Genomic DNA, 19,975 nt, shown 5'->3' on the forward strand with positions numbered 1-19,975 from the left:
ATGCAGCCTCATCAATAACAATTTTGGGAAAGCCATTATGAACTTTAAAAATATTATTGTGCCAATTGTTCTAGCCTTAACACTGGCATCCAGTATTACATTAGCCAAGAGTGTATCTAATTCAATAACTGAATCAACAAGACAAGAGGTACAAGTTCAACAAATACGTAACGCAACGATAAAAATTAGTTATGGTAATACAATATTTTTAGTTGATCCGATGCTTTCTAAAAAAGACACTTACCCAGGATTCGAAGGAACATATCGTAGCTTTATGCGTATGCCTATGATTGAGTTACCAATGTCGGTGGAAGATGTGATCAAAGATGTAGATGCTGTGATTGTTACGCATACTCATCTCGATCATTGGGACGATGAAGCGCAGTCGGCATTACCAAAAGCTATTCTACTATTTACTCAAAATGAGGCTGATGCAAAGTTGATCCGTTCTCAAGGTTTCACCAATGTAAAAGTTTTGAATGACAATACTGTATTCAAAAATGTAGAGTTGGTTAAAATCGGTGGTCAACATGGAACCGATGAAATGTATGCGGTTCCGGAACTAGCCAAATTATTAGGTGAAGCCATGGGGGTTGTCTTCAAAAGCCCTAACTCAAAAACGGTTTATGTTGCTGGTGACACAATCTGGAACAATTATGTCTCAGGAGCTATTAATACATTTAATCCCGATGCAATCATCTTGAATACTGGATATGCTCGTCTAGATGGATTTAAAAATTCCATTATCATGGGTAAGGAAGATGCTGAGCGAGCATATCATGCAACGTGCAATGCTAAAATTATTGCCGTCCATATGGATACTGTTAATCATACTGAGTTGACTCGTAGTGAGCTTCATCAGTTCGTACAAAAAAAAGGTATTCAAAACCGTGTATTTATTCCTGCTGATGGTGAAGTAATAAAGCTTTAAAAATTAACAGCTGCCCTCAATTGACAGGCAGCTTTAATCTTATTATATGCCTACTTTATTAACAAGTTTCTGAATAACTTTAGGTGTTATATCCATGAATTTAGCAATATCTTTAATAGACACCTTTTTATCAAGAGGTATCTGAACCATTGCCAGTTCCAATTTCTCACAAGGTAAAGGCATGAGCAGATTAGACAGAAGATGATATTCAAAATTTTGTATTGTTGCTAAATGATTTAACCAGTCAAAATAAAGTTTCTAGGTCTTTACGTAAATAATATTCGATTTGAACTTGGGTACTCTAACGTTCAGTTGAAGAAACTGTGAATTGAGTTTCTTCAACTGTTAATTCAAATAAACTGCTTTAAGTCTTCATTATTAAAGTTTATTTAAAATTTTACCCAAGCCATTCATAAAAACTTCAAGCCCTTTATTGTCATCTTTTTTCTGAGGCTGAACTGTTTCTGTTGGGTTATTATTTGAGGGTTGCTGTTCTATCTCGGACTGTGATTGACTCATCACACTAGACATATTTTCATTGTTATTATCATCAGGATCCTCATATTTATAGTTTTTGCAAAGCTGTTTATAGACATCTTCACCTATGCTATCTGGTTCTACTGTTTCTTTTCCAGGATGGTATTCATTTCCTATACGTATATTTAATTTTTTATGGAAAATTTTAAAAGCTGGAAATTCAATCAAGTTTTGTCCACAGGATGCTCTAGCCTGAAAATGGTAATAGCAATTATTACCATCAAATGGGTCAGTACATTCTCCATTTGTTGACTTAAGCCATCCTGTCATAAAGGAGTCTAGTCCCCCTTCAGCATATACCGAATTTGTATCTAGGTAAACAGTACCAAATTCTTCTACCCCTGATGCTATTTTTTGCCATTTACTACTGCTTTTTGCAAATGTGCTTACACTCATTAATAAAAATAAAAGCAAAACCAATTTTTTCATACAAAATAACTCCAAAAAAACAGATCTTTCCAAAATAAGAATAGAGCATACTAAACAGATATGCTCTATAGATTTAAATGAAAAGGTTAAAGTAGTAAACAATTTTACCCATTATTGCATAGGTAACAAACCAGTCCTAAGTTATTCATATGGCTTGGGGCTGGATTCACTAAAATAGCGAAGATCAAAGAATTATGTTCTGACTTATTACTATTAGCGGTATTATTGCTATAAGTAGTAATAGTAACATGATATATATTATTACATGTATACAAACTGTGAATATGTCGTAGATTTGAGTTAATGAGAAGATTTCTTACAATTTAATCACAACAAAATTACGTTCTATCCCCTATCTATTTAACTAATTTTCAATTAATTTTATTAATTTTATTTTTGTCAATACGTTTAAATTTAAATGTTGTATATACAGTTTGTAGCTTTAGGTAACCAACGAGTAGACGTTAGTGGATAAGAATGTGGCTCAAATGACTGGCTTTATTGGGTTTTGTAGAAGCTAGTACACCTTATGGAGCGTTCTGTACACTAAGAACTGGAGCGGGAAACGAGGTTCGAACTCGCGACCTCAACCTTGGCAAGGTTGCGCTCTACCAACTGAGCTATTCCCGCTTTGTGACGCTATTGCGTTTGAAGAAGCGTGATTATATAGGATTGGATTTTATTGTCAACCCCTATTTATCGGTTTCACTGGTAAAATTTTCTTTGGCGATCTTTAAATAGTAAAACATCGACCAAATTGTCAGTACTGCAGCCACAATCATTAAAATATTACCAATAACCTGTAAATTTAACCCCATAAAATTTTCTGAGTTAATTAACAGTAAAACAATGGCAACCATTTGCGCGGTGGTTTTCAATTTACCAATATAGGCAACGGCAACATTTTTTCGTTTGCCCATTTGCGCCATCCATTCACGCAAAGCTGAAATAGTGATTTCACGGCCAATAATAATCATTGCCCAAATCATACTGGTACGGTCAAAACCAACCAATAAAATTAGGGCAACAGCCACAATTAATTTATCAGCAACGGGGTCAAGAAATGCACCAAAGCTTGATGTTTGCTCCCAACGTCTGGCTAGGTAACCATCCAGCCAATCAGTAATAGAGGCAAAAGCAAAAATAAGGGCACCTAACCAGTTGGCACAGGTGGGTGAAATCCAACTACTTGGTAAATAAAACACCACCACAAAAACAGGGATCAAAACGACTCTTAACCAAGTCAATAAAATAGGAATATTCAAAGGCATAATAAATATTTTTCTGTTCTTCTAATGTAAATGATCATAAATTTTTTGTGCCAGCTCCATGCTGACCCCTGATACCTTAGATAAGTCTTCTACACTTGCAGCTTGTACCCCTCTTAGCCCACCAAACCTAGTTAATAAGGCTTGTCTACGCTTTGTTCCTACTCCAGGGATATCTTCTAAAGAAGAACTTACTCTTGCTTTAGCACGCCTTGCTCTATGTCCTGTAATGGCAAAACGATGCGCTTCATCTCTAATGGTTTGTAGCAAGTGTAACGCAGGATGATTAGGAGGTAATTGTATTGTATGGTTTTGTCTGGGTAAAATCAATTCTTCTAAACCTGCTTTACGCTCTGGCCCTTTAGCAATACCCAACAAAGGAATATCTAACCCTAGCTCTTGCCAAACATTAAGCGCCACACTAATTTGCCCTTTGCCACCATCAATTAAAACCAAATCAGGTAATTTTGTTTGTTCATTTTGCATACGCGTATAACGTCTGGTAAGCACTTCACGCATCGCACCATAATCATCTGATGCTTTTGCTGTTTCTATATTAAAACGTCTATATTGCGAAGGCTGCATGGTTTCCTTCTCGTAAACAACGCATGAAGCGACCGTTGCCTCCCCTTGTGTATGACTGATATCAAAGCACTCTATTCTAAAGTTATTTAAATCATCTTCAGCTTCCAAAGCCAATACGTCAAGAAGGGCGACTAAACGCTCTGTTTGCGTTTGTTTTTGCGCCATTTTTTGCACAATGGCTAAATGCGCATTACGTTCAGCCATTTTTAACCATACTTTTTTCTCACCCAAGGTACGATGAATAAATGCTATTTTTTTAGGAACTTCTTCATTTAATGCTGTAATCAGTATTTCTGGAACGGGTAAATTGGTTAAAATTAAATCGGGTTTACTTTTTCCTAGGTAATGTTGTGCAATAAATGCTTCAATATAATTTTGTAAGGAATCGGTTTGATCCAATACCTTTGGGAAAAAGCTTTTATCCCCGACATGCCGCCCTCCTCGTATACTGACCCAGTGAACACATACAATCTCCTGCTCCTGCACAACAACCAACACATCGATATTCTGATAATGCTCTTGGCTTTCTACATATTGTTTTTCTTGGACACGGCTTAATGCCTGGATCTGATCACGATATTTGGCTGCATCTTCAAAATTAAGCTCCTGTGCAGCAGCTTCCATTTTTTGTGTAATGGCGACAATAAGCTCCTGCTCTTTTTTGCCGTTTAAAAAGTCTGCTGCTTGTTGAACGGTCTGTTTGTATTCCTCTTGTGAAATAGCACTCACACATGGTGCACTACAACGTTTGATTTGAAACAATAAACAAGGGCGTTGTCTATTTTGGAATACAGAATCTTCACAGGTTCTTAATAAAAAAATCTTTTGTAAAATATGGATACTGTCTCGAACCGCATTACTATTGGGAAATGGACCAAAATAAGTATTGGTTTTATCTAAGTTTCCTCGATAATAACTCATCTGAGCAAAGGTATGCGCACTAAATTTCAGATAAGGATAACTTTTATCATCTCTAAATAATATATTGTACTTAGGCGCTAAGGCTTTAATAAGATTATTTTCAAGAATTAAAGCTTCTACCTCAGAACGAGATACGGTAATGTCAACATGATCAATTTGTTTGACCATTAATTGAATACGAGGAGATAACTCCGTTTTTTGGAAATAACTACTGACACGACGTTTTAAGTTAACTGCTTTACCCACATATAAAACCTGCCCGTTTATATCTATCATGCGATAGACACCGGGCAGATTAGGTAAACTATTAAGAAATTCGTTTAAATTAAACAATTCATTTATTTACAATAAGTATCAATATCGTTTTGGTATTTTTGCATCAATGTTTCTTTGTTAACCACTCGACCAGATTGAACTGTTTGTAAATTCAAACGTGCCGCTTCACAATTTGCTTTTTTGTCTTCTTCTCTCTTGCGTTTATTCTCTTCTTCAATTTTTTTGTTGTTTTCTGCAATTTTTTTGTTTAATTCAGCTTGTTGATCAGCTAAAGAGTCAGAAGGATTTTTTTCAGTCTCAGGGGCAGTAACTTCCTTAGCTGGCGCAACTTTAACTGTTACCTCTTTTGCAGGTGTTTTTGTAGGGGGTGGCACATCAGAATATACTGTGCGACCAGAAGCATCTTTATAAGTGTATACTTTAGCATGAGCCATTAACGGCAACGTTAATACACATAATAATAAAGCGGCTTTTTTATACATTACTCTCTCCATAATCAGTTTTGTGCCATTGTAATGCGAAAATTAGCCAAATCCAATGGTTTTAGACTAATTTATAGAAATAATTGTACCAAAATACGCTAATTTGTTACAATTATGGGCTATCTTAGCACCTAACTGAAAGTTTACATCATGCGCATTATAGAAAAAGCCTATACCTTTGATGATGTGTTACTGGTTCCAGCACACTCTCAAGTTTTACCCCGCGACGTTACTCTTAAAACCCCCCTCACCCGCAACATCACTTTAAATATGCCCCTTATTTCTGCAGCAATGGACACGGTTACAGAAGCCCGTTTGGCTATTGCTATTGCCCAAGAAGGTGGTATTGGTATTGTACACAAAAACATGAGTATTGAACGCCAAGCCAGCCGTATTGCCAAAGTAAAAAGACATGAAAGTGGCGTTGTTAAAGACCCTGTCACCATTGCCCCTAATATGTTGATTCGGGATTTAATTGAGCTATCGTATAAACACAAGATTTCTGGTTTACCTGTTGTTGAAAATAACCAAGTTGTTGGCATTGTCACCAATAGGGACTTACGTTTCGAAAAACGTCTAGATCAATCTGTTGCGGCTATTATGACCCCAAGAGAAAAATTGGTCACTGTACCTGAAGGTTCAACCATAGAATATGCAAGAGAAGTTATGCATGAACATAAAGTTGAACGAGTATTGGTTGTGGATAATAACTGGCATCTAAAAGGTTTAGTCACAGTTAAAGATATTTTAAAAACCAGTGCATTTCCTAATGCCAATAAAGACGAACATGGTCAATTACGTGTAGGTGCCGCAGTTGGTGTAGGTAAGGAAACGGAAGAACGTATCGCTGCCTTAGTAGAAGCTGGAGTGGATGTGGTTATTGTGGATACAGCTCATGGACATAGCCAAGGTGTTTTAGACCGTGTTCGCTGGGCTAAACAACAGTACCCTCAACTTGAAGTGATTGGTGGTAATATTGCCACTTTTGATGCAGCTAAAGCTTTACTTGATGCTGGAGCAGATGGGGTTAAAGTGGGCATTGGTCCAGGCTCTATTTGTACAACTCGTATTATTGCAGGTGTCGGCGTGCCTCAATTGACTGCTATTCATAATGTTGCCAGAGCACTGGAAGGTACAGGTGTTCCTTTAATCGCAGATGGCGGTATTCGTTTTTCAGGAGATATTGCCAAAGCATTAGCAGCAGGCGCACATAGTGTAATGTTAGGAGGCATGTTTGCTGGTACCGAAGAAGCACCAGGCGAAATTGAATTGTATCAAGGCAGATCTTATAAATCTTATCGTGGCATGGGTTCTTTAGGAGCAATGAGCCAAGGTTCATCAGACCGTTATTTCCAAGATAATGAAGCCAATGCGGATAAATTCGTTCCAGAAGGTATTGAAGGGCGAGTGCCTTATAAAGGCCCTATTGCACCAGTGATTCATCAATTGCTAGGTGGCTTACGCTCTTCTATGGGTTATCTTGGCTGTGCCACTATTGAAGATATGCATAAGAAAGCTAATTTTGTGGAAATTACTTCTGCGGGTATGAATGAATCGCATGTACACGATGTACAAATTACCAAAGAAGCACCTAATTACCATGCTAATAAATAATTAATTATTGTTATCAAATAAAAAAACCAGAAAGAATTTTTCTGGTTTTTTTATATTCAGCTCAAACTGAGCACAATATATTAATAATTATATAGCAATGTGATCATGCAAAGGAACATTGCTATCTTTAGCCATTGCTTGGCGATAAGCCTCTACTTTAGCTGGATAAGCAACTCCTTTGACAATGGAAAGCCCTCGTAAAGCGGCAAATAAATGAATATCATCTTCTGAGAGCACACCATTACATGCATGCTCTGTTTGAATCATTTCATTCAATACCAACAATTCTTGATTCATTTGCGCTAACAATACCGCCGTTTGCTGAATTAATGCATCAAATGAACCCATTGTTTTTTCTTTTTTCTCAGTAAAATATAAGCGTGACGCTTCAGTCTCAAATTCAGGTAATGGCACTTTAACAAAACGTGGAATACGTAATTGATTAATGATTTGACCATTCTTCTCTAACCATTGTGCTATTTGGGGATTAGTTGCCCCAATTAGCGTAATTGGTGGGTAAAGTTGATCAATATAATGCACAATATCCATGCTTTCAGGCATAAATGTACCATCCTCTTTTTCCAAAATAGGCGTCATTTTTTGCCCAATCATACTGATTGGTGTTTGTTCATCATCATTCAATAAATAATGTACCTGAACAGATTGTTTTTTTATGCCAAAAATCATTCTTGCTTTCACACAAAAAGGACAATGATCATATACATATAGTTTCATGTGCGTTCCCTTACTTATATTTATCGCCTTAAACGCCACACTCAATTACTGATCTGTAGTTTATTAAGGCTTTACTCTGATTCTTTAACTTTCTGATTTATTTTATCTTTTGCTTCTTCAACTTTTTGTTTAGCGGCATTTTTTATTTCTTCGGCTTTTTGCTCAGTAGCACCTTTTACTTCTTCGGCTTTTTGTTCCTCAGTACCTTTTATTTCCTCAGCTTTTTGTGCAGCAGCATCTTTTGTTTCTTCAATTTTTTGATTTGCTGAGTCTTCCACTTTTTTTACTTCATCTTTCATTTCATTCAGCGTATCTTTTGAATCATCAACAATAGCATCTTTTACCTGCTCTGGTGTAGTTTGTTCCTGAGTTTTTTCAGAACAAGCACTTAGCAATAAACCACTACATAATGCAATAACAGTTAATTTTTTAAACATGATTTAATTCCTTATTGATAATGTTCATAATGTTTTATGATTTTACACTAAATCAATCTAAAATATATTTATTTTTAAATTTTATTTTAAAAATTAAGAAAAAATATCAATCAACAAAAAATCTATTTAATTTAAAATTTAACAAATTACAATAGAGCAAGCGACAAATTTACTTAATACAACATAAAAAATAAGATTAAAATTTAATATTTTGGGGCCATATAAAGCATAATGGACGCAATAAAAGCTAAAAATAATTTTATCTATTGATGAATAAGCTTGAGTGAATCAATATAATGCATTTTAATCCATGATTTCAGAGAGCAATATGTCATTTTTACTTTATAAAATAGACATTATTGCTCATCCAATTTTATGTATTTTACCCTTGAATTTTTATTTATTTGTACTACTGATTGCCATTGGTTTTACCAATATTTTCTTCAGCTTCTTTAAATTTTTGGTTCGCTAAATCTTCTGCTTTTTTGACATCGTCTTTCATGTCATTCAAACGTCCTTGTGTGTGATCAATAATGGCATCTTTGACCTGATCAGGTGTCGTTTTTTCTTGTGACTTTTCAGAACAAGCACTCAATAACAACAAACCACTACATAAGATCGAAATACTGATTTTTTTTAACATGATTTTATTCCTTAATTGAATTTACCTTAGTTTTATTTTACACCAAATTAATTGAAAATATATTTTTATCAATTTCTTTCATTTCAAAAAATTAATAAATAATAATCAAATACACGGCAATCACACTGAGCACAGCACAGGAAAAATAAGATAAAAACTTACTAAAGGGAAAATGAATTTTTAAGTCATGTAAAGCATGATGAATACGATGAAAAGCACACCATAAAGGTAAAATAATGACAACAGCCAAAAATAATTTCCCGATTAAAGAGTGTGCGAAAGAAACAATTGAATCACTGGTTTGTGTTGATGCAAATGGTAAAATAAAAGCAACCACAATAATGACAATAGGGGCAACTATGGCACTGACCATACCACCAGCACCAAACATTCCCCAAAATATAAGCTCATTTGATCGTTTTTCTGATTGTTTCATATTTGTTCTTATTTAAAAATTAAAAATAAAAGAATAATGGAAACGGCTAAAGTAGCCCCCCATAAAATACTTACAGGAATAATGTCTGGTAACTTTTGCCCACGTACAATAATCATTTTTGCTTTAGGTGCTAACTCAAACCAAGTTTTTGTGTGCAATAAGGCAGCCAACAAACTGATGATATTCAAAACAAGGATAAAAGGTTTTTTTAAAAAGCCGATAAAACCTGCCCATGCTTCTACCCCCTGCCCCAAACAAAACACACCATATATTAATACCAAACTAAACCATAAGGTAAAAACTGCCGTTCCTTCTCTGAGCATGTAAAAACGGAAAAAAGGATTTTTTTGCCACCAACTTGCCGTCAATTCTTTTTTAAAAGGTTTTCGTTTAGTTTGCATCTTATTCTTTCTGAGCACGATTTTTGGCTAAGGCAAATAAAAAATCTGTGGCACTGTCTGCTTTTCCTTGTTGAATCGCAGCAGCAGGGTCAACACCTTTAGGACAAACTTTTGAGCAATAACCAACAAAGGTGCAGCTCCATACACCATTATCTGTATTAAAAACAGGTAAACGTTCTTTTTTGCCTGCATCACGATTATCTAAATTATAGCGTTGCGCCAAAGCCAATGCCGCAGGCCCAACAAATTCTGGATTCAAACCAAATTGAGGACAAGCTGCATAACATAAGCCACAGTTAATACACATTGAAAATTGCTGATATTTGGTTAATTGTGCTGGTGTCTGCTTAGTTGGCCCATCGGCAATAGAGAGTGGTTTATCATTGATAATATAGGGTTTTATTTTTTCTAATGAAGACATAAAACGCCCCATATCAACCACTAAATCACGTTCAATCGGAAAATGAGCCAATGGCTCTACCAGCAATCCATCGGGGTAATCTCGTAAAAATACTTTACAGGCTAACTTAGGAATATTATTGACCATCATGCCGCAAGAACCACATATGGCCATTCGACAAGACCAACGAAAAGACAGATCAGCACACAAGTTTTCTTTAATATAATTTAATGCATCTAATAATGATGTTGTTTGATCATAAGGTACTTGGAAAGTCTGTAAAAAAGGTTGCTCATCCTGTTCTGGCCGATATCTTGATACTTGTATGGCAATATTATTTTGCACCATTTTCTTCTGCCTTTCCTTTTTCTTGTGCTTGACCATATACTCTTTGCGCAGGCTTCAATTTGGTAATGAGCACATCACTAAAAGACAATTTTGGGGTATTTCCTTGTTGATAAAAACTTAAAGTATGTTTCAAAAATTGCTGATCATCACGTTCAGTCAAACCTTCATCCAATCGTTGATGTGCGCCTCTGGATTCTCTTCTATGTAAAGCAGAAAGAGCAATACATTGGGCAATATCTAAGCTGGCTTTTACTTCCAAGGCGTATAATAAATCCGTATTGAACACGCTTGACTTATCCCCAATTTGAACTTGTTTAAAACGCTCTTGTAACTGTTCAAGCTGGTCAACTGTCTTTTGTAATAGGGTTTGTGTTCTAAAAATACCGCATCCTTCTTCCATTGTTTGCCCCATTTCATGGCGGATACTAGACCATTTTTCATTGCCTTTTTGGGACAATAACTGCTGTAATGATTGTTCAACATCTTTAATCTGAGCTTGAGTGGTAGATGAAAAAGCCAACGGAAATTTTTTGGCATATAACCCTGCTTTTTCTCCTGCAACTTGACCAAAAACCAATAATTCAGCTAAGGAGTTAGATCCCAAACGATTGGCACCATGTAACCCTACTGAAGCACACTCTCCAACAGCGAATAACCCTTTAATTCGGGTTTGACACATAATATCTGTTTCTATTCCACCCATAGTATAGTGCACAGCAGGTCTAACTGGGATAGGTGCAACAACAGGATCAACACCTGCATAATGTCCAGCTAACTCACAAATTAAAGGCAAACGCTCTTGTATGTGTTTTTTACCTAAATGACGTAAATCAAGATAAACCACATCCCCTTGGGCTGTTTTAATGGTTCTGCCCGCCTGCCATTCATGCCAGAATGCTTGAGAAACTTTATCTCTTGGCCCAAGTTCCATGTATTTATTCTGAGGAGAACCCAATGGTGTTTCAGGCCCAAGGCCATAATCTTGTAAATAACGATAACCATCTTTATTAATCAACACACCACCTTCGCCACGACACCCCTCAGTCATTAAGATACCCGACCCTGGCAGACCTGTTGGATGATATTGCACAAACTCCATATCCCGTAACGGTACACCATGCCGAAAAGCAATAGACATACCATCGCCTGTCACAATGCCTGCATTTGTATTATGTTGATATACCCTACCTGCACCACCCGTTGCTAAAATCACAGAAGGTGCATTGACCTGTACCAAGGTACCTTCCATAATATTCATCGCAACCAGCCCTTGCACTACACCATCATCAACCAACAAGTCCAGTAAAAAATGCTCATCTAAACGTTTAATCTGTGGATACTTCAGTGATGTTTGAAATAAAGTATGTAAAATATGAAACCCCGTTTTATCGGCAGCAAACCAGGTTCTCTCTTCTTTCATGCCACCAAAACGACGAACATTAATAGAGCCATCATCTTTACGGCTCCAAGGACACCCCCAATGTTCAAGTTGTATCATTTCCTGTGGGCTATTTTGAACAAAATAATCCACCACATCTTGTTCACATAACCAATCGCCACCAGCTACCGTGTCATAAAAATGATCATCAAAAGAATCTTCTGTTTTAATCACTGCTGCCGCCCCACCTTCTGCGGCGACAGTATGGCTTCTCATAGGATAGACTTTAGAGACAAGCGCTATTGTTAACTCAGGGTATAAGCGCGCAGCTTCTATTGCTGCACGTAACCCTGCACCACCAGCGCCAACAATGGCAATGTCCACATTGATATTTTGCACAAAAAATTCCAAATAGATTTTTTAAAAGTTTCAGTATCATTATACTGATGTTTCTGAATAAAACTTTGACCGAAATAAAGTTTTTCTAGCAAAAAATACAGAAGAAAAGTAAATTTTTGTTAAGAGTTTATACATTGAAAAAGGGATAAATTGCTTCATACAATTTATCCCTTTTAAAAGAAAACAATTTATTAGATTAATTTATTCTTCTGAAACAGTTTCATTATCGTCAGAATCAGAAACCACCGTAGATTCTGATTCTGCATCTACAAGTTCATTTTCTTCTTCATCACTTTCAGCTACTTTTTCCAGACCAACCAGTTTTTCACCTGCATCTAAATTAATCAAACGCACACCTTGCGCCGCACGACCTGTTTCTCGAACTTGAGCAACTTTAGTGCGAATCAACACCCCACCAGAAGTAATCAGCATTAAGTCATCTGTTTGGGCAACCAAAATAGCCGCAACCAACTGCCCATTACGCTCACCAGTATCAATGGCAATAACACCCTGACCACCACGATTACATTTGCGATAATCTTCAATAGGTGTTCGTTTACCATAACCGTTTTCAGTAGCAGTTAATACCTGACCAATAGTTTGCTCTTCAGGGTTATTAACCAGCAAGCTAATCACTCGAGTTCCTTCAGGCATGCTCATACCACGTACGCCACGAGCAGAACGTCCCATTGCCCTTACATCAGACTCCTCAAATCGTACCGCTTTACCTGCACTAGAGAACAACATGATTTCATGCTGGCCAGAAGTTTTAGCTACACCGATTAAGCTGTCGCCTTCATCTAAAGCCAAAGCAATAATACCGCCATTACGTGGACGAGAGAAATCAGTTAATGATGTTTTCTTCACTGTGCCTTGCGCAGTACACATAAAGACATATTCATTATCATTAAAGCTTTGTACAGGCAATATCGCACTGATTTTTTCGCCTTCTTGCAATTCTAATACGTTATTAACTGGACGACCTCTGCTGGTACGACCACCTTGAGGTAATTTATACACTTTGATCCAATGGCAACGACCTAGGCTAGTGAAACACAATAAATAATCATGTGTATTGGCAACAAACAATGTTTCAATAAAGTCTTCATCTTTTGTTGCTGTCGCTTGTTTTCCTCTTCCACCACGACGCTGTGCTTGGTAGTCATCTAACGGTTGCGTTTTAATGTAGCCAATATGAGATAAGGTAACAACCATTTCTTGAGGCGGGATTAAATCTTCATCAGCAATATCTCCACCAAATGGGTTAATTTCTGATCGACGAGGATCCCCAAATTGATTTTTAATCGCCTCTAACTCATCATGAATGATTTGATTAATACGCTCAGGTTTAGCCAAAATATCCATCAAATCTAAAATCACAGTCATAATATCGTGATATTCAGCAACAATTTTGTCTTGTTCTAAACCTGTTAATTTTTGTAAACGTAAATCCAATATAGCCTGAGCTTGGACTTCAGATAAATGATAACCATCGTCTTTTAAACCAAATTGTTCATCTACTTCTATTAAAGCATCATCCAGCTCTACACGGCTAAGCATTTTTTCAACCAACTCAGAACGCCATGCTTTACTCATTAAGCCAGCTTTGGCTTCTGGTGGATTAGCACTACCTTTAATCAAAGCAATAATTTCATCTACATTCGATAATGCAACGGCTAAACCTTCTAATATGTGCCCACGATCACGTGCTTTTCTTAATTCAAACAAAGTGCGTCTGGTAACAACTTCGCGACGATGACGCAAGAACTCAGCTAATATCTGTTTGATATTCAACAAACGTGGTTGACCATCAACCAAAGCCACCATATTGATACCAAAGCTGTCTTGCAACTGAGTTAACTTATAAAGCTGATTAAGAACAACCTCTGCATTTTCATTGCGTTTTAGCTCAATAACCATACGCATACCTGATTTGTCAGACTCATCACGTAAATCAGAAATGCCTTCTATTTGTTTGTCTCGTACAAGTTCGGCAATTTTTTCAAGTAACCGTGCCTTGTTTACCTGATACGGAATTTCATCAACAATAATCGCTTCTCTATCACCCGTACCAATTGGTTCTATATGTGTTTTGGCACGCATAACCACACGGCCTCTACCTGTACGATACCCTTCTCTTACACCTGATAAACCATAAATGGTTGCACCTGTTGGAAAATCAGGTGCGGGAATAAGCTCGATTAACGCATCAATATCCATATCAGGGTTGGCCAATAATGCCAAACAACCACTGATTGTTTCATTTAAGTTGTGAGGGGGAATATTAGTTGCCATACCCACCGCAATACCAGAACTGCCATTAATAAGTAAATTAGGTAATTTAGCAGGTAAGATTAAAGGTTCATGTTCTGAACCGTCATAGTTAGGGCCAAAATCGACCGTTTCTTTTTCAATATCAGCCAAGAGCTCATGCGCGATACGCGCCATGCGAATTTCGGTATAACGCATTGCAGCTGCTCGGTCACCATCGATGGAACCAAAGTTACCTTGCCCATCAACCAACATATAGCGCAAAGAGAAATCCTGAGCCATACGGACAATCGTGTCATATACAGCAGTATCACCATGAGGATGATATTTACCGATTACATCACCCACAATACGGGCAGATTTTTTATATGCTCTATTCCAATCGTTTGAAAGCTCACTCATTGCATACAATACTCTACGATGCACGGGTTTTAAACCATCTCGCACATCTGGCAATGCTCTTCCTACGATGACACTCATTGCGTAATCCAGATAAGAGCGACGCATCTCTTCTTCAAGACTGATGGCAATGGTTTCTTTAGCGAATACTTGATCGGTCATAATGTCATATAATCAGAAATTTAAACGATAATTATACCACAAACCCTTTAAAATTGTGGTTTTAAATTTGAGACAGGGTTGACGCTTAATAAGCAATTTTATTTAAGTTATATTTAATTTCTTTGGAAATATTTCAAAAAAATAATGCTATCTAAAAACACCCCTCATATTTATGTAAATAGACTCTTAAACGAAGACCAGAATTTTGCGTCTTCATTCTTATTTTTCACTAAAGTTATTTACCCCAAAATAGTGCTTTTACTCTAAAAAACAAATGTAACTTATTAATAATAAATAAATATTAATATTAATTATTAATTAAAGAACAAATATAGAATTTTAGATAGACAAGAGCTTAACCAAATAAAACAATATCCCTCCCATAAAAAGAGTTGACTAAAATACAACTAAAATTTAAGAAATTTATTTTTTATATCTTTTAAATTAATTGAATAATATATCAAGCAAACTATATAAACAAAAAATAGAACAGTAGCCATTTTTCATAACAAAAAGTTCATATATAAATTTTGATATTTATAGATTTTCTATTAAAAACAAATATAAATAGCTTTTTGTTACTATATATATAAATAATATAAAATATATAAATATATATATTTCTATTTAACAATAAAATTATGATGTTAAGTTTTATATTTATTCATTATTTTTTATAAATAAAAGTGTATATAACGCGATTGCATGTCTAATTCATATCAGGTACTATAAAATGCAGATTAAGCATTTTTAAACAAATAATAATAGGTAAGGAAATTTCATGGACATAGATATTAACGAAACATTAAAAGCGCTTAGTAACCCCACACGATTGGATATTCTCACTTGGTTAAAAGAACCAGCCAGGCATTTTGCGTGTCAACCAGTTGACCCAGAAGAAGTCGGTGTTTCTGTACAAAAAATCCAAGAAAAAGCAGGCTTATCACAATCAACCACTTCTGTTTATTTAGCCTCTTTACAAAGAGCTAAACTGCTAAAATCGCAAAGAATTGGTGCATGGACATACTATAAGAGAGATGAAGAAAACATTATGGCTTTTCAACAAGCATTACAGAATTTAATGTAGGTAATAAAATACTAATGATATTTAAAGAAAAATATTAACGAACGATATTTACTTAAGCACACTAAATTCCCACCTAACAAATTAAGCCAATGTCCTGTTGGTTCTGATTATTTTTTACCCTTTTTAGGGTCACAGACTGCTCAAATGAATGTATTAACGATATAATTAGCTTTTTAAAATAATATACTCATGGAGCAGTTGTGCATTCTTCTTACCCACATCCTATTATTGCACGTGAAGGCTGGCCTTTCATTGCTATTTCATTAGCCGCCTCTGTTGTGGTTTCTATTTTCCTGCCTTGGTTGTCTATTCTTTTTTGGTTAGTATCGCTTTTTGTGATCCAGTTTTTTAGAGACCCAGCTCGTGTGATTCCACAAGATGCTGATGCTATTGTCAGCCCTGCTGATGGCAGAATTGTCGTTGTTGAAAAAGCAATGGATCCATATCGTGAGCAAGAAGCTTTAAAAATCAGCGTATTTATGAATGTGTTTAATGTCCATTCAAACCGTAGCCCAACAAATGGCACAGTAGAAAAAGTGGAATACTTTTCTGGCAGTTTTTTAAATGCAGCATTAAATAAAGCCTCATTAGAAAATGAACGCAATGCTGTACTCATCACCACACCCAGCGGCAAACAAATTACATTTGTGCAAATTGCAGGTTTGGTTGCTCGCCGTATATTATGTTATACAAAAGCTCAAGAACATTTAACTCGTGGGCAACGTTATGGCTTTATTCGTTTTGGTTCACGTGTTGATGTGTATTTACCGTTAGAGGCAGAACCTAAAGTTGCCATTGGCGATAAAGTTCGGGCAACAGAAACAATACTCGCCAAATTACCTAACCAATAAAGGGTACTGATTGTGCAAAAAGAAACTCAAAAACGCAGTTTACGACAACAAAGCATTTATTTACTACCAAACTTATTCACTTTATCCGCCCTATTTGCCGGATTTTATGGCGTCGTACAAGCAATGAATGGGCATTTTAAAATAGCGGCTGTTGCTGTCTTTATTGCCATGATTTTAGATGGGCTTGATGGTAGAGTCGCCCGTTTAACCCACAGTCAAAGTGAATTTGGCGCACAACTGGATAGCCTGTCTGACATGGTTAGCTTTGGTGTTGCCCCTGCCCTAATTTCTTATACATGGATGTTACACGACTTTGGTAAGTTGGGCTGGTCTGTTGCCTTTATTTACTGTGCGTGTGCAGCACTACGCCTTGCCTTATTTAATACCATGATTGGCACAGCAGATAAACGCTGGTTTATTGGGATCCCTAGTCCAACTGCGGCCGCTTTGGTCACAGGCTTAGTATGGATTAGCTATGACAACAAACTGGTTAACTTTACATATATGCCTTATGTTTGTTTGTTTATCACAGCCTTTGCTGGTATTTCCATGGTTGTGCAAATTAAATTTTGGAGCTTTAAAGAAATCAATATCCGCAGAAAAGTACCCTTCTTTGGTATGTTAATTGTACTAGCGGCACTTATTGCTTTGATGTGGAGCCCATCTTTTATGCTTTTTGGTTTTTTTGTCTTATACAGCTTATCTGGCTATGTATTAGCAGCAATGCATTATCTAAAAAAATCACCAACTCCACCGAGCCAAGATACAGATGCAGCACAATGAAATAAAAACCTCTTAATAACTTAAGAGGTTTTTTATTTCAAACATAACCGCAGCAAAGCAATAAGCCGATCATAAAAAAACATATTTAATTCGCGCTGACCCAAATAGACATAGATCAACTTACTTGAAAGTTTACTTCGTAATAAATATTCAACAACACACTTACGTATACAATATCGGGAGGAGGAATATACGTGGATATTGTCAGTTATAAATGCCCAAAATGTTCAACAGCGTTGATATTTGATATAAAAAAACAAAATTGGCAATGTCAGTTTTGCCGTTCAGAATTTACCCAAACACAACTAGAAAACAATGCAGAAATCCTCGACTCAAACAGCAGCACCCTACCACCACATGCATCTACTGACACAAATAAAATAGATGATCATGAAGAAAATAAGCTTTATTATTGCCCAAGCTGCGGTGGCAAAATTTTAACAACACATAATACCGTAGCTACTTTTTGTGTCTATTGTCACAACCCAGCTATTGTTGCCTCAAAATTAGAAGAAGATATCAACAAACCCGATTATTTAATTCCATTTAAACAAACTAAAGCAGACGCAATCAATGCCTTACAAAAAGCATGTCAAAATAAATTATTTTTACCCAAAACATTTAAAGAGCTTGTAAAAAAAGGCGAAGTTTTCGGGTTATATGTCCCCTTTTGGCTTTTTGATATTGATACAAATACTCACCTACAATCACAAACAACGCAAGTGTCAACTTGGCAGGACGAACATTATCAATACAGCAAAATAGACTACTATCAAGTACAACGAGCTGGACAAGCCAATTTTCAGAAAATTCCTGCTGATGGTTCGGCCAAAATGAATGATGACTTAATGGATCAATTGGAACCATTTCATTACAATCAGATGGAACAATTTGACCTAGCCTATTTATCAGGGCATTTTGCTGAAATCCATGATGTCAAAATTGAAGAAACAACTGAACGGGTATTAAAAAGAGTTTATCCTGAAGTAGAAAGAATGATTACCCAAACAGTAACAGGTTATTCTTCTATCAATTCTACCCAGATAGATATGAATCAAACCATAAATCACATCAGTGTCATGCTTCCCGTTTGGACTGTGATGACTCAATACAATAAAAAAACATTTGTTTTTGCCATGAATGGACAAACAGGAAAAGTTACAGGAAGACTACCCATTAGTAATATGGAAGTCTTTAAGAAATTCATTACCCTTAGTACCATCATTTCAGTTTGCCATTTTGTTTGGAGCATACTATGAAAAAAAATCATCTGCTCCTTTTATTCCCCCTACTATTATTGCTCTTAATGACATTAGCGCCCGTTTTTGTTCAGGCAAAACCCACCACTTTTAATAAAGACATAAAAATATATGATTATGCGCAATTATTTACACAGACAGAAAAAAATAACCTATCACAAATCGCCCAAGATATTGCAAAAAATGAGCGAATTGATATTGCAGTGGTCACAACAAATAAACCAAACGGTAAAACATCAAGGGATTATGCAGATGATTTTTATGATGCCTACCAATTTGGTTACGGAGAAGATCGCTCAGGCTTAATCATGCTAATCAATATGAAAGAACGAGAAATATGGATTAGTACCACAGGAAAAGCAATTGATATATTCACAGATCAAAAAATCAACTTAATTTTAGATTCCATTTATATTGATTTAGCCCAAAACCATTACTTTAATGCCAGCAAACAATTTTTAGAATTATCTGAATCATATATAGAACAGCAAGTACAATCTACTACGCTACAAGACATCCAAGACAATATACCTGCCCAAATAATGGTTCAGAAAGAAAACAAAACAGCCAACCCTGCTTTAAATAAACCAACCTCTACGTCTGAAAAATTACTAGAATCCCTCAAGCTTGGTACCACAATGGGGGGCATCATCATATTTTTGCTGACTTTATGGAATAAACAAAAAATTTCTCAAGCACCTAATGCTCACACTTATTTAGATGAAAAAGGTTTTGTTGTTACCTTATGTACCGATGATTTAGTTGACTCAAAAGTGACCCGCACACACATTCCACAAGAATCTGAACATAAACCATTAGCTTCCAACACCTCAAAAAATTCAAGTACTTCAAACACGAGTACATCCAGCCCTTCTACAACACATCAATCATTAAGTGGTACCACACATGGAGGGGCAGGAAGAAAATTTTAAACACATCAATC

The 19,975-nt window shown here is 36.1% G+C and carries 18 protein-coding genes, 1 tRNA gene and 1 pseudogene; 7 read left to right on the forward strand and 13 right to left on the reverse strand.

Annotated features, from left to right (window positions below; all coding sequences use genetic code 11):
* Positions 1–37 precede the first annotated feature (37 nt).
* Positions 38–931, forward strand: a complete 894-nt coding sequence (locus AADH04_RS02725) for an MBL fold metallo-hydrolase (RefSeq protein WP_434778720.1) — start codon at positions 38–40, stop codon at positions 929–931.
* Positions 932–1,309: 378 nt separating this feature from the next.
* Here AADH04_RS02725 and AADH04_RS02730 read toward each other — a convergent pair whose 3' ends face one another.
* From AADH04_RS02730 to AADH04_RS02750, 5 genes are all read right to left on the reverse strand, one after another.
* Entirely contained in the window at positions 1,310–1,897 is a 588-nt protein-coding gene (locus AADH04_RS02730; RefSeq protein WP_434778721.1) for a hypothetical protein, read from the reverse strand.
* A gap of 554 nt (positions 1,898–2,451) precedes the next feature.
* Positions 2,452–2,527: transfer RNA gene (locus AADH04_RS02735), tRNA-Gly, on the reverse strand.
* A gap of 62 nt (positions 2,528–2,589) precedes the next feature.
* Positions 2,590–3,168 (reverse strand): CDP-diacylglycerol--glycerol-3-phosphate 3-phosphatidyltransferase, encoded by a 579-nt coding sequence (gene pgsA, locus AADH04_RS02740; protein WP_434778722.1) that lies wholly within the window; start codon positions 3,166–3,168, stop codon positions 2,590–2,592.
* Positions 3,169–3,189: 21 nt separating this feature from the next.
* A complete protein-coding gene (gene uvrC, locus AADH04_RS02745) occupies positions 3,190–5,013 on the reverse strand; it encodes an excinuclease ABC subunit UvrC (protein ID WP_434779784.1) in 1,824 nt (607 codons plus the stop codon).
* Positions 5,010–5,429 carry a DUF4124 domain-containing protein gene (locus AADH04_RS02750; RefSeq protein WP_434778723.1) on the reverse strand — a complete coding sequence of 140 codons (420 nt, stop codon included), beginning with the start codon at positions 5,427–5,429 and terminating at the stop codon, positions 5,010–5,012. The genes uvrC and AADH04_RS02750 overlap by 4 nt, the downstream gene beginning before the upstream one ends.
* 150 nt (positions 5,430–5,579) lie before the next feature.
* Between AADH04_RS02750 and guaB the strand changes: the two genes are divergently transcribed.
* Entirely contained in the window at positions 5,580–7,043 is a 1,464-nt protein-coding gene (guaB, locus tag AADH04_RS02755; RefSeq protein WP_434778724.1) for an IMP dehydrogenase, read from the forward strand.
* Between the two features lie 87 nt (positions 7,044–7,130).
* On the opposite strand, the gene grxB is transcribed toward guaB, so the two are convergent.
* From grxB to gyrA, 8 genes are all read right to left on the reverse strand, one after another.
* Positions 7,131–7,778 (reverse strand): glutaredoxin 2, encoded by a 648-nt coding sequence (grxB, locus tag AADH04_RS02760; protein ID WP_434778725.1) that lies wholly within the window; start codon positions 7,776–7,778, stop codon positions 7,131–7,133.
* Positions 7,779–7,849: 71 nt separating this feature from the next.
* Positions 7,850–8,215 carry a hypothetical protein gene (locus AADH04_RS02765; RefSeq protein ID WP_434778726.1) on the reverse strand — a complete coding sequence of 122 codons (366 nt, stop codon included), beginning with the start codon at positions 8,213–8,215 and terminating at the stop codon, positions 7,850–7,852.
* 409 nt (positions 8,216–8,624) lie between these two features.
* Entirely contained in the window at positions 8,625–8,858 is a 234-nt protein-coding gene (locus tag AADH04_RS02770) for a hypothetical protein (protein WP_434778727.1), read from the reverse strand.
* A 91-nt stretch (positions 8,859–8,949) separates the two neighbouring features.
* Positions 8,950–9,294: a fumarate reductase subunit FrdD gene (gene frdD, locus AADH04_RS02775; RefSeq protein ID WP_434778728.1), complete on the reverse strand. Its 345-nt coding sequence runs from the start codon at positions 9,292–9,294 to the stop codon at positions 8,950–8,952.
* Between the two features lie 8 nt (positions 9,295–9,302).
* On the reverse strand, positions 9,303–9,695 hold the full coding sequence (gene frdC, locus AADH04_RS02780) for a fumarate reductase subunit FrdC (protein ID WP_434778729.1): 393 nt from the start codon (positions 9,693–9,695) through the stop codon (positions 9,303–9,305).
* Between the two features lies 1 nt (position 9,696).
* Positions 9,697–10,443 carry a succinate dehydrogenase/fumarate reductase iron-sulfur subunit gene (locus AADH04_RS02785; RefSeq protein ID WP_434778730.1) on the reverse strand — a complete coding sequence of 249 codons (747 nt, stop codon included), beginning with the start codon at positions 10,441–10,443 and terminating at the stop codon, positions 9,697–9,699.
* Positions 10,430–12,220 carry a fumarate reductase (quinol) flavoprotein subunit gene (gene frdA, locus AADH04_RS02790; RefSeq protein WP_434778731.1) on the reverse strand — a complete coding sequence of 597 codons (1,791 nt, stop codon included), beginning with the start codon at positions 12,218–12,220 and terminating at the stop codon, positions 10,430–10,432. The genes AADH04_RS02785 and frdA overlap by 14 nt, the downstream gene beginning before the upstream one ends.
* 201 nt (positions 12,221–12,421) lie before the next feature.
* Positions 12,422–15,052, reverse strand: coding sequence for a DNA gyrase subunit A (gene gyrA / locus AADH04_RS02795; protein WP_434778732.1), 2,631 nt, complete (start codon positions 15,050–15,052; stop codon positions 12,422–12,424).
* Between the two features lie 781 nt (positions 15,053–15,833).
* On the opposite strand from gyrA, the gene AADH04_RS02800 reads away from it, so the two are divergent.
* The 5 genes and pseudogenes from AADH04_RS02800 (at position 15,834) to AADH04_RS02820 (ending at position 19,964) form a co-directional block, all read left to right on the forward strand.
* A complete protein-coding gene (locus AADH04_RS02800) occupies positions 15,834–16,139 on the forward strand; it encodes an ArsR/SmtB family transcription factor (protein ID WP_434778733.1) in 306 nt (101 codons plus the stop codon).
* A 200-nt stretch (positions 16,140–16,339) separates the two neighbouring features.
* Positions 16,340–16,987, forward strand: a pseudogene (locus AADH04_RS02805) (phosphatidylserine decarboxylase); the annotation flags it as partial.
* A 9-nt stretch (positions 16,988–16,996) separates the two neighbouring features.
* Positions 16,997–17,773 carry a CDP-diacylglycerol--serine O-phosphatidyltransferase gene (gene pssA, locus AADH04_RS02810; protein WP_434779785.1) on the forward strand — a complete coding sequence of 259 codons (777 nt, stop codon included), beginning with the start codon at positions 16,997–16,999 and terminating at the stop codon, positions 17,771–17,773.
* Between the two features lie 194 nt (positions 17,774–17,967).
* The gene (locus AADH04_RS02815; RefSeq protein ID WP_434778734.1) at positions 17,968–19,032 is read left to right on the forward strand and encodes a hypothetical protein; all 1,065 of its coding nucleotides are present in this window, start codon (positions 17,968–17,970) and stop codon (positions 19,030–19,032) included.
* Positions 19,029–19,964: a TPM domain-containing protein gene (locus AADH04_RS02820; protein WP_434778735.1), complete on the forward strand. Its 936-nt coding sequence runs from the start codon at positions 19,029–19,031 to the stop codon at positions 19,962–19,964. Before AADH04_RS02815 ends, AADH04_RS02820 begins: the two co-directional genes overlap by 4 nt.
* The last annotated feature ends 11 nt before the right edge of the window (positions 19,965–19,975 follow it).

This window comes from Neisseria sp. Ec49-e6-T10, assembly GCF_051132615.1.
GTDB lineage: Bacteria > Pseudomonadota > Gammaproteobacteria > Burkholderiales > Neisseriaceae.